Genomic DNA, 14,381 nt, shown 5'->3' on the forward strand with positions numbered 1-14,381 from the left:
CAAGCCATTATCAAGCAAGCAATCCAAGTAATATTTACCTAAGTAAGTACTTAGTTGTCTAATCGCTCACAACAATAAAAGCACCGCATTCCTTTGCTGTGCTTCATTTATATTTATCTTATTTTACAGTGTTTCAGGGAGTAGGGCGTTATCCTGCAAAATGCCAATAAGCAGTTCTTGCATTTTTTCTGCCATAAGCTGCATATCATTGAAGCCTTGAAGGCTAGCGAGCTCGGTAGCTACTTCATTAAAGCAGCGCATCAAACACTGAAGAGACAATGAAGCGCTGTGAGCCGTTCCACAATTAAAAATGACCTCCAATGCCTCGATATAGGGTTTAGGCATCCATTCGTGATATTGACGGCCTTTATACCAAACATGCTTACCTTGCAGAGAAACTAGGTTTTCAACTAGTGTGAGAAAATACTGCTTCATATCTGCACTTCGCGACCATGCCACCCATAGCTCATTTCGTGTGAGTGCGATGGCGACTTGATGAGCCTCATGCCAAAAATCGGTGATTATCTCGGCAAATTCAGAGGCACTAACAGGCTTTGGCTGTAAAGATGTTGAATTGGCAATTTCAGGCAGCTCATTAGCGATCCCTGTTTTATCCAATAAAACAGTAAAGCCCCGTGAAAATGTCGCATCTAAACCTTCACACTTCATTTTTTCGAGACGCTCAGGTTCTGCAAAAGTGAAATCAACTTTGCGGCCTTCTTCATAGATCACCAAGCAAGTAGGCCAGTCTGGCGCATCATTTTCTTCGTTAAGTAAATGAAGAGCAGCCAAGGGGGTACCAAAGTTATTAATCCAATGTGTTTGTTGGAATAGCTCTGTCACCCCGTGGCCAATCAATTCGATATCAATATCAGAATAACTATCGATATGTTGTTCTCGCCCTCGAGAGCCGGTTAATACCACGGCTTCAATTCTTGGATCGAGCAATGAAACTGAAATAATTTTATTTATTAATAATGCAGGTGATTCCATAACTGACCTAATGAATTAAGTAAGGATGGCTACGATACCGATAAAGAGGTAGAAAAGCGAAGGTTCAAACGTAAAAAGTATGAAAAGAGTACTTAAATGACTAAGTTTTTTCTAAAGTGAGGGAAAGTCGTTAACATTTATAGGAGAGGTATCAGAAATTCGGCTGTGTTAGTACCAAAATTGCCTTAATCGCTAAAAGTATATTACATTAAACATGGGGATGAAAAAGATTACAATGATGATATAGCTAATCTGAATTTACTTTAAGTTTTACTTTTTGAAAGCACTCTGAAATTACTCTGTATTTTATTATTTGTAACTATATTTATAAGGTATTATTTCCTCTGTTATATATTAATATGAAATTTGTATTTAATTGCTTAACAAATTATTATTTGTTTTTTTTAAGAGGGAATTAAAATGGGAATGAGAACAAAGGAACTAAACGGAGATGAATGTTTTTTGGAATTAAAAAAACATTATGAATATATGAATGGAATTATACAAGAACTTCATGCAGAACTAGGTGAGTTAGCTGAAAAAATATTAAAAACAGAAACTAAACGTAAGAGTATATTCGATGCCGAAAGTGATCTGTTTGAAAGTAAACTAACATACTCTGAATATGTTCAATCTAAAAAATATATTTATAGAATTAAAGATTATATTGATACCGTTAAGGATGGTCTAAATAGCTATCAGAAACTGCAAGATAACTTAAGTTTTTATATTAAAAACCCAGCAGAGAAAAAAAACATTACACCAAACATCGCTGAGGATTATGATAATGTGACAGAAAAAATTCGTAATTATCCATATATTGGTTCTAGATTACACCGACTGTTATCCAAGTCTGATGCCAGGGTTAGCCAGTTGGTCATTGATGCTAAAGGGGATACTTTAGCTTTTCACGGTTCCTTGGCTAAAGTAAGATACACTGCAAATGATATATCTTATATGGTAGAATATTTACATTATAATAACCAATTAGATGAGAGTTTAAATACTAGTAATTTTGAGAATGATGAACTTAAAATTGTTGATGAATATAGACAAGAAATGGACATGTCGAGTGATAAATTAATACAAGATAATACTAAAGAAGGTGAGGTTATCAGTAATAAAAATAAAATAAAATCAGAATGGCATATTGATGGTGGTAATTTAACAGATAATATTGCAGGACTTTATAGCAGAGAGCAAATTCTATCTAATGTAGTAAGTCATGATAATATTATAGAATCCATTCTTCTACCTATACCAATATATTAGTTGCATATCTTCCTTTGATTCATCATACCTGCCTACAATGCAAGTAGGTAGGTTGTTACTTTTTCATTTCATGACATTTATAACCGTAATTCTTCAAGTTGCAGCGCTTTTCGTTGAGGTATAAGTGACTAGGCTACGCTCGCCGAGTCACAGAGTTTATCTATGCATCCCGTCTATTTCCCTTGTCGCATACCACAGTTTGAATTGTTTGGGTTATGTAAAATTAACTTGTACGCTCCCTATTACATATACAAATTAACCTTCTAATTAAACACTATCTATTGATAAATCAAAGAGCAATCAACTTTTGCTTTGATGTCTGGTATACCCTTTGAGGTAATTGGGTAATAGGGAGGAAATGATGCTAGATAAGTAAAAATAGTGAAGACTTATTGGGTAAACTAGCGTATCGTGTTTAGTATATAAAACAAAAATTGTAAGGTTAGGCGGTTTTTAGCTTGATTTAACTATTAAAATCGCTTTTTGCTAAACAGAGGCAACTAATGAGCGTGTTTATCGATTTTGACCAGTCAGTTTATCCGTTCCCAGCAAAACCAGCACGATTAAGCTCGGATGAAAAAGAATTTTATCGGCAGAAGATTAAGTCGCTATTGGTGGAGAAAAATGCGGTAATCGTTGCACACTACTATACTGATCCTGAAATTCAAGCTCTTGCAGAAGAAACTGGGGGCTGTGTTGCAGATTCACTTGAAATGGCGCGTTTTGGGGCTAAACATTCGGCATCTACCTTAGTTGTTGCTGGAGTGAAATTTATGGGCGAAACAGCAAAAATTCTCAGCCCAGAAAAACAAGTCTTAATGCCAACATTAGAAGCCCAATGTTCCCTTGATATAGGTTGCCCTGAAGAAGAATTTATCCGTTTTTGTGATGAGCATCCAGATAGGACTGTGGTGGTGTATGCTAATACTTCAGCAGCAGTAAAGGCTCGGGCTGATTGGGTAGTCACATCCAGTATTGCTGTTGAATTAATAGAGCACCTTGATAGCTTAGGTGAAAAAATAATTTGGGCTCCAGACCGCCATCTTGGGCGTTATGTCCAACAACAAACCGGGGCTGATATTCTGTGTTGGCAAGGGGCTTGCATCGTTCATGATGAATTTAAAACACAATCATTAGAAAAAATGAAAGCCCTATACCCTGAAGCTGCGGTATTGGTTCACCCTGAGTCGCCACAAGCGATAGTCGACCTTGCAGATGCGGTCGGTTCTACAAGTCAGTTAATTAAAGCAGCACAAAATTTACCTAACCCATCGATGATAGTGGCGACGGATAAAGGTATTTTTTACAAAATGCAGCAAGCTTGCCCGGAGAAGACGCTTTATATCGCTCCAACAGCTGGTGAGGGCGCAACATGTCGAACTTGTGCACATTGCCCTTGGATGGCAATGAATGGCTTAAAAGCGATTGCTGATGCCTTAGAAGGGAATTCGCAAGACCATCAAATTCAAGTCAGTGAAATATTACGAGAAAAAGCATTACGACCATTAAATAAGATGCTAGATTTTGCAGAGAGTCTAAAATAATAAAATACAATTTCAATGAAATACTGAGCAATACAACATTAACGAACACTTATAAAGGATTTTGGGATGGATTTCTTTAGTACAGCCAATACGTTAGTGCAGATCCCGCTTTGGGGATCGGTTTATGATTTATCTTACATTGAAGCCGTGGGGACCATTGCTGGTTTACTTTGTATTCTACTTGCGAGTCTAGAAAAAACGATTAATTATCTATTTGGGTTAATTAACGTTTCTCTGTTTGCAGTTATTTTCTTTCAAATTCAGCTATATGCAAATCTATTGTTACAGATATTTTTCTTTGTCGCCAATATCTATGGCTGGTACGCATGGAGCAGAGTTACTAGTTCGCAGCAAGCAGAGCTAAAAATTCGTTGGTTGAGCTTACCAAAAGCAGCTATAACATTGGTTATTTCAGTTATCGCTATTATTTATCTGACATTTAATATTGATTCGGTATTTGGTGTGCTGGCGAGATGGGCCGTCGAGTTATTAAATCTATTTGGCGCTAACCTCGCAATGCCTGCAATAGAACCTGATGCCTTCCCATTCTGGGATTCGACGATGACCATTCTTTCCGTTGTCGCGATGATTTTAATGACACGTAAATATGTAGAAAACTGGTTGTTGTGGGTCATTATTAACGTCATCAGTATTGTAATTTTCTTTATTCAAGGTGTTTATGCCATGTCCTTAGAATACTTAATTTTATTAGGTATCGCCCTAAATGGCTCTAGACTTTGGATAAAATCAGCAAAAGAAAACGGCTCTTTGCCTGTTTCTCGTACTTAGACAGAAAAAATCATCTAAAACAGCTAAAGTGGCATTATCGCCATTTAGCTGTTTTAGTTATTATTTGCTCTGAAAAATGCCAGTTCTGCCTACTTATCATGCTAAATTTCAACATTTCACCTCATTTTATAATTGACTACTAATAAAGTCCTAGTTTTATCGTGCGCTTGCCTGTTTACAGATGTCTGTTGAACGGTTAGATTAAAATTTCGATGCTAATTATCTTTTATCCTTTCGAGTACAGTGAAGGAATTCAGCTGTCTACTCTGCGCTTTGTTCGGGCGAAGCCAACTTGGATAAATTTGGCATGTAAATCAACTACAGTAAAAATAATAAACATTGGATATACAGGTATGAATTATCAGAACGATGACGTCAGAATAAAACAAATAAAAGAATTATTACCACCAATTGCTCTACTTGAAAAATTTCCAGCAACCGACAAAGCTGCGTTTACCGTTCATGAAGCACGCCTGGCAATCCACAATATTTTAGCCGGTAAAGATGACCGTTTAGTGGTAGTTATTGGCCCTTGCTCGATTCATGATACTAAAGCGGCTTTAGAATACGCAGAGCGCTTGGGTAAATTACGTGAGGAATTAAAAGGTTCTCTGGAAATTGTGATGCGCGTGTATTTTGAAAAGCCACGCACAACGGTAGGTTGGAAAGGGCTAATTAATGACCCTAAAATGGATTGTAGCTTTGATATTAACGAAGGTTTACGTATTGCTCGTGAATTATTGCTGACAATCAATAACCAAGGCTTACCAACCGCGGGTGAGTTCTTAGATGTCATCAGCCCACAATACGTGGCAGATTTGATGAGTTGGGGAGCTATTGGTGCTCGAACCACTGAATCACAAATTCACCGTGAGCTAGCGTCTGGTTTATCTTGCCCTGTTGGTTTTAAAAATGGTACAGATGGCACAATTAAAATTGCCATTGATGCAATTAACTCAGCGCGTTCAGCCCACTGTTTCTTGTCAGTGACTAAGTGGGGCCACTCTGCGATAGTGAACACCAGCGGAAACCCAGATTGCCATATTATTTTACGTGGTGGTAAAGAACCAAATTACAGTGCTAAGCATGTGCAAGAAGTCCGTGAAGGGCTAGAGAAAGCGGGGCTTGTGCCTAGTATCATGATTGATTTTAGCCATGCAAATAGCTGCAAAAAATTCGAGAAACAAATGGAAGTGGCGACGGACGTTAGCGAGCAAATCCGCCAAGGTGACCGTTCGATTACAGGGATTATGATTGAAAGTAATCTTGTTGAAGGTAACCAGAATCTCGAATCTGATGAGCCATTAGTTTACGGTAAAAGTGTGACGGATGCGTGTATTGGTTGGAGTGATACTGAAAAAGTATTGCGTCAGTTATCAGATGCGGTGATCGCTCGTCGAAATAAATAATTTAAGAATAATAAGTACATCAAGCCAGATATTTTAATATCTGGCTTTTTTTATATATATACAGCACGATGGAATTTTATATTTTTTATTATACAAAAAATAAATTAGTTTTTTATTCTAAGCTGCATTATTATTTTTTTTGTCATTTTTATTAATGGCATTCTTTAAAGTTAGTTAAGTTTTCATATAAAGGAGTATATAAAATGGCATTAACTGATAAATCAAGAATTAATTATGAAATCAATCTTAGAGTGCTTTCTAATAAATTGAAAGAGAGTGCAGAAATAATGCAAGAAAGTATTATGAATGCTAGGAAAGAGTTAGAGGAAGATCGTGTAAGGCTGAATAATGATATTGATATTAGCATTAGAGGAGGCTGGGGGAATGATAAAGATAAAACCGATTCATTTAAATATATTGATTCGTTAAATGATTATCTTAACATAAGAGCAAGTGAATATAAGGATAATATTAAGGTATCTGAGTTAATGAATGAGTACATTGAAAACCCAGATAAAAGAACGGCTATCTTAGAACAAATCCGCCCTCTCGCTGAAAAGGTAAGTCAATTAGATGAAGTGCCTATTTTGTCTCGCAAAAATTATCCTTCAATGAATTCAGCAATTTGGTATGATTTGAAAGCGAATATTTCTGGACCTAAATTAAATAATGATTTCAAGTATGAAGTTGAATATATATTTAATTTAATGAATGCAGAAATAGATAACGATAATGGATATATTTCCAATAATGTCTATAATTATATGGAGGATGTTAAATATATTCGGGAAGGAATCCCCCGCATTGAGAAATCAATTTTAGAATATGAGGCAGACTATGTATCGGACAAAGAATCATTTCCTAGCACTGAATATTACAATGAATTTATATCAAGTTTAAAAGATAAAGTTAAAGAAGATAAAAGAATAGTTTCTATTATTAATGAAACTATTAAAGAATATGCAATTAAAAATCCTAATAGTACACTTCATTTAAGTGGGAATAGTGGTTTTTCTCCAGTAGATATTTTGGGAGAATGGACTGTTTCGTTCATAGATAATCACTTTATTAGTATAGGTTCTCCTAATGAAGTGAATATTATTAACTTGACTCCACCTGTAATACCTATGATACCTAACGCAAATTAATCGTAACGACTGCCGGCTTGTCAAGCGGCAGTCATTGTGTCGCCCACTTACTGTTTTTTTTGAATTTGGTTAATGAAGGTATTCAATTTTGACTGTTCTTCAGGTGTTGCATTCGCCGGAGTTGCCGTTAATTGCAATCGTTCAGTATCGGTCTGGACATCAAAATGTACTTTGCCTTTCTCGCCTTTTGTATATTCCACCTCTTTTAATGGAATACGATAACAGTAAGCGAAAATGTTTGGGCGAATATAGAAATATGAGTCTTTAATCGCTAAATAGACACCATCACCCGCTTTTTTGCCAAAGTAACCAAGGAAAATGGTGAAAACAAACAGGAACATCCCTAAGCTTTGGCTTAATATAATAAAGGTGATACTGATTAAGCCAAGTGCAACAACTAAAATACGGTTATTGCGTTTGTTGAACTCAACGCGTTGGTCAAATTGAACATTTAAAGAGGTATCAAATTGGGTTAACTGATGGTAACGCCAGCGGATCGCAGAGAAAATCATTCCCATGGTAAATACAATGGTGATTGGCATTAATGCTAGGCTACTGAGTACGGCAAGGACAATGGATAATCGAGGTTTATAAGTCATCACCATCATACTAATAATTTGTACTGGGAAGCTGATACAAGCAATGATCATTAAGGTTTTCATCAGCTCGGCATTAGCAGCACCATTTGAACCATCAACGACTAATTCGCCACCTTGGATCATATACAGCAGGGAACCCAAGATACTGGCGCTAAGTACAAGGCCAACCCAAACATACATATTAAATTTGTTCATTTTATTGTTTTATCAACCTTTCAATGTGTTTTCCCTATAATAATCGGTTATTGGGATTTCTTACACTGTGAGTTAAGTTTTTTTGAGGAATAGAAGTAAATGGATAAGAAAAAAGGGCTAAGCATATGGCTTAGCCCTTCAATATTTAGAGATAAAGTTAATAATTACTTCGCTTTACCTTGGTTTGCTACTGCGGCTTGTTTTGCAGCAATTTCATCTTGGTTACCTAAATAGTAACGTTTGATTGGTTTCATGTTTTCATCGAACTCATAAACCATTGGTACCGCAGTTGGGATGTTTAATTCCAAAATTTCATCTTCACTTAAGTTGTCTAAGTGTTTCACTAAAGCACGCAGAGAGTTACCATGAGCGGCAATAATGACTTTCTCGCCACTAGTAACGCGAGGCTTGATGACTTCTTCCCAGTAAGGAACGACACGCTCAATAGTGGTTGCTAAGCTTTCAGTAACGGGTAATTCTTTATCTGACAGTTTCGCGTAGCGAGGATCGTGCCCTGGGTAACGCTCATCATCTTTTTCTAAGTCTGGAGGTGTGATAGCAAAACCACGGCGCCATAATTTAACTTGTTCGTCACCGTATTTTGCCGCGGTTTCTGATTTGTCTAAACCTTGCAGAGCACCGTAGTGGCGTTCATTTAATTTCCAGCTTTTTTCAACGGGTAGCCATGATTGTTCAACTTGATCAAGGATATTCCATAAAGTATGAATAGCGCGTTTCAGAACGGAAGTGTAAGCAAAATCAAACACAAAACCTTCGTCTTTTAGCAGTTGGCCTGCAATTTTTGCTTCTTCGCGGCCTTTATCGGACAGTTCTACATCAGTCCAACCTGTGAAGCGGTTTTCTTTGTTCCACTCACTTTCACCGTGTCTTACTAAAACCAGTTTAGTTACAGCCATAGCTAAAACTCCTATCAGTACACTCAAATTAAAAATGAATTATTGCTGACCTACATTATAGGGATAGTCAACTCGAACGCTAGTAGCAACTTGCATTTTCTCCCTATCAATGCGAAAAACAAATTTTACACGAGAGTGATGACTTGTTTTCTAGGTTCATAGATCCTGTGGATACTCTAAATTTAACTCGAATTGAATCGATACAGCAAGTGGTAAAATGATTGTTTGTGCATTCCCATGATAGATATCAATCTAAGCACTCAATTACCTCTAACAAGAAGAACCAGTAATGGTTGTTTTTTACGAGTTATTGGAGATTATTGCTTCTATCTATAATTTTACAGCATTAGATTCTCTTTTCGTATGATTTTTGTTCAAGGATGCATTCACTCTAAATTTTTTAATGATATAGCTAAGAAAAATGAGCATGAAAGTGACTAATGGATTGATAAGGTTGAATTTTTTAATGTTTATTTATGCGTTATTTTATAATCTTATATTGAGTAATATCATTTAGGTGCTTTAGGGCTATCAATCGAATTATTATATTTCTCTATCCTAAATTAATTGTTTTTTGATTTTTTTGTTTCATTGTATCTCTTTAAATTTAGCCAATAAGAAAAATGGCATTCTATATAAAAACATATAAAAATAGCTTCTATTGGATTAATATAAAAAGCTCAGATTAATAATTAATAGTATTGCGAAATTCTTAGATTATTATACTTTTAGGCTTTCAGTGAGGTTATTATTTATCTAAAAAATTTATTTTAGATAAATCTTTGATAATCAGGTTTTTATTGAAGAATGAAAATAGCCATTAATATTTTTAGCATTTTAATTTTTATTTAATTTAATAAATGAGGGTGGAATCACAGTAATTTTCTATTTTATACGTTTAGAATGGTACTAGTTTCTAAAGGGGGACACTATGTCTTTACATTTTGCTTTATTTTTTAAAGGCTGCATTTTATTTTTGCTATCACTTGATAGCAAAATGAAAGCTTTATTAAGCAAAATTTGCTGGTTTGTACCAATTGCTTCCCTTGAAAAAGATGAATCTGAGAATTCTAATCAATCTGAAAATGATTTCTCAGTTAATTGGTCGCAGTTATGGCAGAGTGCACAGAAGCTTTATATTTCTGTATTTGATAGCGATTTAACTAAATTAGAAAGAAATGCTTATGTTAATCCTTTAATATCATTAAATATTCGTAAACGTCACGAATTGATCTTTTTATTCCTTGTGTCCAGTTTGCGCCACATAATGATTTGTCGTCATTCTAGTGGTGCACCTGGAAATATTATTTCTTTACCTTTAGCTGCCTTTAAAAAGCACAATGCGCATTTATGCCATTGTGCTTTTTTTATTGTCTGAATTAAATTTTAAGGAGTTGTTATGTTTATTGTTTGTGTTGCGGCTTGTCCTACTGGTGTTGCTCATACATATATGGCTGCTGAATCGTTGGATATCATAGGAAAAAAAAGAGGCCATGAAATTAAAGTTGAAACTCAAGGGAGTATGGGAATTGAAAATGAGATTACCAGTGACGATTTAGCAAGAGCAGATGCGGTCATTTTGGCTGCTGATGTCGCTGTTATTAATAAGGAGCGATTTAATGGGATGATTAAGCTTGAATGCAGTGTTGCAGACCCAATCAAGTATGGCGATGCAATTATTGATGCAATTGAGGAGGAAATGAAAAATGGGGCAGTCTAATGGAACATCGAAACTAGGCATTGGTACGGAAATAAAAAATGCCATTATGACGGGTGTGTCATGGATGCTGCCATTTGTTATCGCAGGTGCAGTGATTATGGGGATATCTCGTATTGGTGCATCTTTATATGGTATTGATAATATTTGGGATTCTAGCCATCTGGAAGCTACAAATTTCGTCGTCCAAGTGCTTCATAAATTTGATGGTTTTGGAGGATTAGCACTCTCTCTTATGTTACCTATCGTCGCGGGGTATATCAGCTTTGCTATCGCGAATAAGCCTGGTTTAGCGCCTGGAATGGTCGGTGGTTTGTTGGCAAGTAATTTAGGCACCGGGTTTTTAGGGGCCTTAGCAGCAGGGTTTATTGCTGGTTATATTGTACGTTTATTAGCTAAATATACGAAATTACCAAAATCACTTGCATCAGCAGGACCGATTTTTATTTTGCCAGTAGGTGGTACATTACTCACCTGTATTATTATGGCATTTGTGATTGGTGCACCTTTAGCGGCACTTAATCATGGTATGGAGCAATGGCTTTTATCAATGTCGGGATCTAATAAAGTAATTCTTGCTGCCGTTATTGGCGCAATGGTTGGATTTGACCTTGGTGGCCCGGTTAATAAAGCCGCAGTAACCACTGCAATGGCATTATTAGCATCGGAAATTTACGAGCCAAATACAGCAGCTCAAGTTGCTATTATTATTCCCCCAATTGGGATCGGTTTAGCAACGCTAATTTGGTCAAAACGTTTTCCTGAATCATTAAGAGAAGCAGGAAAAGCTTCTACGCTAATGGGGTTAATTGGCGTTTCTGAGGGCGCGATCCCATTTGCTCTTGCTAATCCAAAGATTATTATCATTAACATTATTGGTGCAGCAACAGGTGCAGCTATGGCGGTCGGTCTAGGTGCGATAAATCATGCTCCTATTTCGGGATTTTATGGGTGGTTAGCCGTAGATAAATGGCCGATATATATATTATCGGTTGCTGTGGGATCTGCAATTATTACTATTGGCTCTTTATTAATATTTCGTGGTAATGAAACGATAGAAACTAAAAAAACAGAAACAGCTATTCCTAAATTTAAAGTCGGTCGTTAATTAGAGAGTTATTTTAATAATGTCGTACAGTGTTAATTAGCGTGAATAACGTGACGGGGCTGTTCTGCTAAAAATATTTTAAGGTCATAAAATGAAAACGGTACATTTAATTCAACATACGCACTGGGATCGTGAATGGTATTTCACTGAGAATGATTCAAAAATTGTTCTTTATTATTTCATGAATGATTTAATTAAACATTTAGAAGAAGATCCTTCTCTTGGCCCCTTTGTTTTAGATGGGCAAACCGTGGTGCTGGAAGATTATTTACAGGTTGCACCAGAAAGGCGTGATTGCTTACAGAAATTAATTAAACAAGGCCGAATTCTTATTGGCCCTTGGTACACACAAACTGATTTTTTAGTCGTTGGAGCGGAATCTATCACGCGAAACTTACTGTTGGGAAAAGTAGATTGTGAGCAATGGGGCGGTTATATGCCAATAGGCTATGTGCCTGATTCATTTGGACAAAGTGCACAGCTACCTATGTTTTTGCAAGAGTTTGGTATCAAACATGCGGTCGTATGGCGTGGATGGTGTGAACATGATGTCGCAAGTAGTGAATTTATTTGGAAATCGCAGTCAGGTCATAGTGTGGCTACTGCTGTATTACCTTGGGGCTACGGCTGCGCGAAATGGTTACCTGATAATCCAGAAAAAGCCTCTGCCGTTTTACCTGCTATCTTGGAAAAACAAGCCCGTTTTGCTCACTCAGACCAAATATTACTACCTAATGGTAATGACCAATCCCCTTTTGAATATGCCGTACCTGCGATGCTTGAGCAATTAAATAAAGCTCAAAAGGAATATTATTTTGTCAAAAGTAGTTTCAGTGCATTTTTTGATGCTTTACAAGCAAATAGCACTGAACTACCTGAATTTAATGGTGAATTGCTGAGCCCGAAATATATGCGTGTACATCGTGGTATTTTTTCTACTCGAATGGACATTAAATTATTAAATGCAAAATTAGAACAATTTGTTAGTCAACAACTTGAGCCTCTTCTATCCATTAACTGGCGGCTTGGTTTACCTTATCCACAAACTGCGATTGACAATATTTGGCGTAAAGCTATGCAGTCACACGCTCATGATAGTATCGGCGGATGTAATTCTGATCGTGTTAATAGCATGGTGAAAGCACGCTTACAAGATGGTTTAGAAAGTGCAAATCAACTGTTTGACCTTAATATGAAGATGCTTGCTCGCGGGATTGAAGCAAAACAAGATGGTAAAAAAATTATCATTTTCAATTCGTTGCCACATAAAAGAGATGCTCAAGTTCGTATTACTCTTTATACACCTGAAAATGATTTTTGTATTAAAGACGATGCAGGAAAACCTTGTCGCTGGCAACTTATTCATGAAGAAAAACAAGATATGTCTTTGATTGTACAAGAATTGGCGAATAGTACGACAACGACATGGTACCGGAAATGCGAAGTCTTGCTTGAAGTGAAAGAGTTACCTTCATGTGGTTATCAGACTTTTTATTTGGTTGAAGGGGAAAATTCAGGTTTTGAAATTCAACAAAACATTCAAACTGAAAATACATTAGAGAATGAATGGCTGAAACTTGAACTGCACCAAGGGCGATTGTTATTAACTGATAAACGTAATCAACAACAATACCCAAATATTCTTAGATTAATTGATGGTGGGGACGAAGGAGATAATTATAACTATTCGCCACCTGAAGATGATTGGTTAATTAGTAGTGATGGACACTTACAGCAATTTAACTGTGTAAGAGCATCGTTAATGGATTCATTTATTCTAAATTGGCGAATTCCAGTACCACAGAATGCAATTGCCCGCCAAACCAAACAGGTTAATGCGCGTTTATCTGCCACAATGCAGGTTTCTTTACCTCATGATAAGGCATGGCTAGATGTTGAAATCACAATTGATAATACCATTGAAGACCATCGAATTCAGGTTGAAATTCCTACGGAAATTCAACAGACATTTCACTTTGCAGACCAACCTTTTGGTTTGATTCAGCGAGAAAATAATCCAGCCAATATGGATATTTGGCAAAGTGAAAATTGGGTAGAGGCACCAACAGCGCTTTATCCAATGCAAAGTCTGGTAATGCAACATGATGATAAAAAAGGTATTTGTATCGTTACTGAAGGGCTAAGAGAGTATGAAATCCCAGCCAATCAACCTGACATAATAAGAATAACACTTTTGCGCAGTGTGGGTTGGCTAGGCCAAGCAGAACTAACTTGGCGGCCAGGGCGTGCATCAGGTATGGTTTTGCCGTCACCGGAATCACAAATTCAGGGGCTTCATCATTTCCATTTTGCTATATTGCCGATAGAAAATGGCCAAAGCGCTCAACTATGGCGTGATATTGAGCATTGGCGTTTACCTGCATTTGGTTACCTAGATTCCGGTTGGCCTCAATTTAAAACGAATCCTCATTATATTGTTTTTCCTGATAATTATAGTCTATTGACGTGGGATAGTGAGCTGCACTTCAGCACGTTGAAAAAAGCACAGAATCAAGAGTCACTGATTTTACGTGGGTGGAACCCAAGTAGTGAAACCAAAACCTATACAGAACCTAAGTCGAATACGTTGATACATCAAGTTACTTTATCGGAGTCTATATGCATAAACACAGATAAAGCAGCTCCTTGTACACCTGTGTCTTGGTTAATTGACTAATTAATAAAGGAAA

The 14,381-nt window shown here is 36.6% G+C and carries 12 protein-coding genes; 9 read left to right on the forward strand and 3 right to left on the reverse strand.

All coding sequences use genetic code 11. The features are described from left to right. Positions 1-123 precede the first annotated feature (123 nt). Positions 124-993, reverse strand: coding sequence for an aminoglycoside 6-adenylyltransferase (locus PSE83_RS06715; RefSeq protein WP_164565423.1), 870 nt, complete (start codon positions 991-993; stop codon positions 124-126). 420 nt (positions 994-1,413) lie between these two features. Here PSE83_RS06715 and PSE83_RS06720 point away from each other — a divergent pair, with 420 nt between their 5' ends. From PSE83_RS06720 to PSE83_RS06740, 5 genes are all read left to right on the forward strand, one after another. After that, the gene (locus PSE83_RS06720) at positions 1,414-2,265 is read left to right on the forward strand and encodes a hypothetical protein (RefSeq protein WP_004256771.1); all 852 of its coding nucleotides are present in this window, start codon (positions 1,414-1,416) and stop codon (positions 2,263-2,265) included. Positions 2,266-2,768: 503 nt separating this feature from the next. After that, positions 2,769-3,809 carry a quinolinate synthase NadA gene (gene nadA / locus PSE83_RS06725; protein ID WP_004256768.1) on the forward strand — a complete coding sequence of 347 codons (1,041 nt, stop codon included), beginning with the start codon at positions 2,769-2,771 and terminating at the stop codon, positions 3,807-3,809. A gap of 66 nt (positions 3,810-3,875) precedes the next feature. Continuing rightward, complete coding sequence (gene pnuC, locus PSE83_RS06730) at positions 3,876-4,598, forward strand: nicotinamide riboside transporter PnuC (RefSeq protein ID WP_004256760.1); 723 nt, start codon at positions 3,876-3,878, stop codon at positions 4,596-4,598. Positions 4,599-4,951: 353 nt separating this feature from the next. Further along, a complete protein-coding gene (gene aroG / locus PSE83_RS06735) occupies positions 4,952-6,007 on the forward strand; it encodes a 3-deoxy-7-phosphoheptulonate synthase AroG (protein WP_036957937.1) in 1,056 nt (351 codons plus the stop codon). Positions 6,008-6,210: 203 nt separating this feature from the next. Further along, positions 6,211-7,155 (forward strand): hypothetical protein, encoded by a 945-nt coding sequence (locus PSE83_RS06740; protein ID WP_004256756.1) that lies wholly within the window; start codon positions 6,211-6,213, stop codon positions 7,153-7,155. A gap of 47 nt (positions 7,156-7,202) precedes the next feature. Here the strand turns inward: PSE83_RS06740 and PSE83_RS06745 are convergent, their stop codons facing one another. Both PSE83_RS06745 and gpmA read right to left on the reverse strand, forming a co-directional pair. Then, positions 7,203-7,949 carry a hypothetical protein gene (locus tag PSE83_RS06745; protein ID WP_004256754.1) on the reverse strand — a complete coding sequence of 249 codons (747 nt, stop codon included), beginning with the start codon at positions 7,947-7,949 and terminating at the stop codon, positions 7,203-7,205. Positions 7,950-8,113: 164 nt separating this feature from the next. Next, on the reverse strand, positions 8,114-8,866 hold the full coding sequence (gene gpmA, locus PSE83_RS06750) for a 2,3-diphosphoglycerate-dependent phosphoglycerate mutase (protein ID WP_004256752.1): 753 nt from the start codon (positions 8,864-8,866) through the stop codon (positions 8,114-8,116). 931 nt (positions 8,867-9,797) lie between these two features. Here gpmA and PSE83_RS06755 point away from each other — a divergent pair. The 4 genes from PSE83_RS06755 to PSE83_RS06770 all read left to right on the forward strand — a co-directional run bounded on the left by PSE83_RS06755 (position 9,798) and on the right by PSE83_RS06770 (position 14,368). Continuing rightward, a complete protein-coding gene (locus PSE83_RS06755; RefSeq protein ID WP_004256749.1) occupies positions 9,798-10,244 on the forward strand; it encodes a hypothetical protein in 447 nt (148 codons plus the stop codon). Between the two features lie 21 nt (positions 10,245-10,265). Continuing rightward, positions 10,266-10,586 (forward strand): PTS fructose transporter subunit IIB, encoded by a 321-nt coding sequence (locus tag PSE83_RS06760; RefSeq protein ID WP_004256746.1) that lies wholly within the window; start codon positions 10,266-10,268, stop codon positions 10,584-10,586. Beyond that, a complete protein-coding gene (locus PSE83_RS06765) occupies positions 10,573-11,691 on the forward strand; it encodes a PTS fructose transporter subunit IIC (RefSeq protein WP_004256743.1) in 1,119 nt (372 codons plus the stop codon). The genes PSE83_RS06760 and PSE83_RS06765 overlap by 14 nt, the downstream gene beginning before the upstream one ends. 91 nt (positions 11,692-11,782) lie before the next feature. Continuing rightward, on the forward strand, positions 11,783-14,368 hold the full coding sequence (locus tag PSE83_RS06770) for a glycoside hydrolase family 38 C-terminal domain-containing protein (RefSeq protein WP_272660742.1): 2,586 nt from the start codon (positions 11,783-11,785) through the stop codon (positions 14,366-14,368). The last annotated feature ends 13 nt before the right edge of the window (positions 14,369-14,381 follow it).

It is taken from the genome of Providencia sp. PROV150, assembly GCF_028481025.1.
GTDB classification, from domain to species: domain Bacteria; phylum Pseudomonadota; class Gammaproteobacteria; order Enterobacterales; family Enterobacteriaceae; genus Providencia; species Providencia hangzhouensis.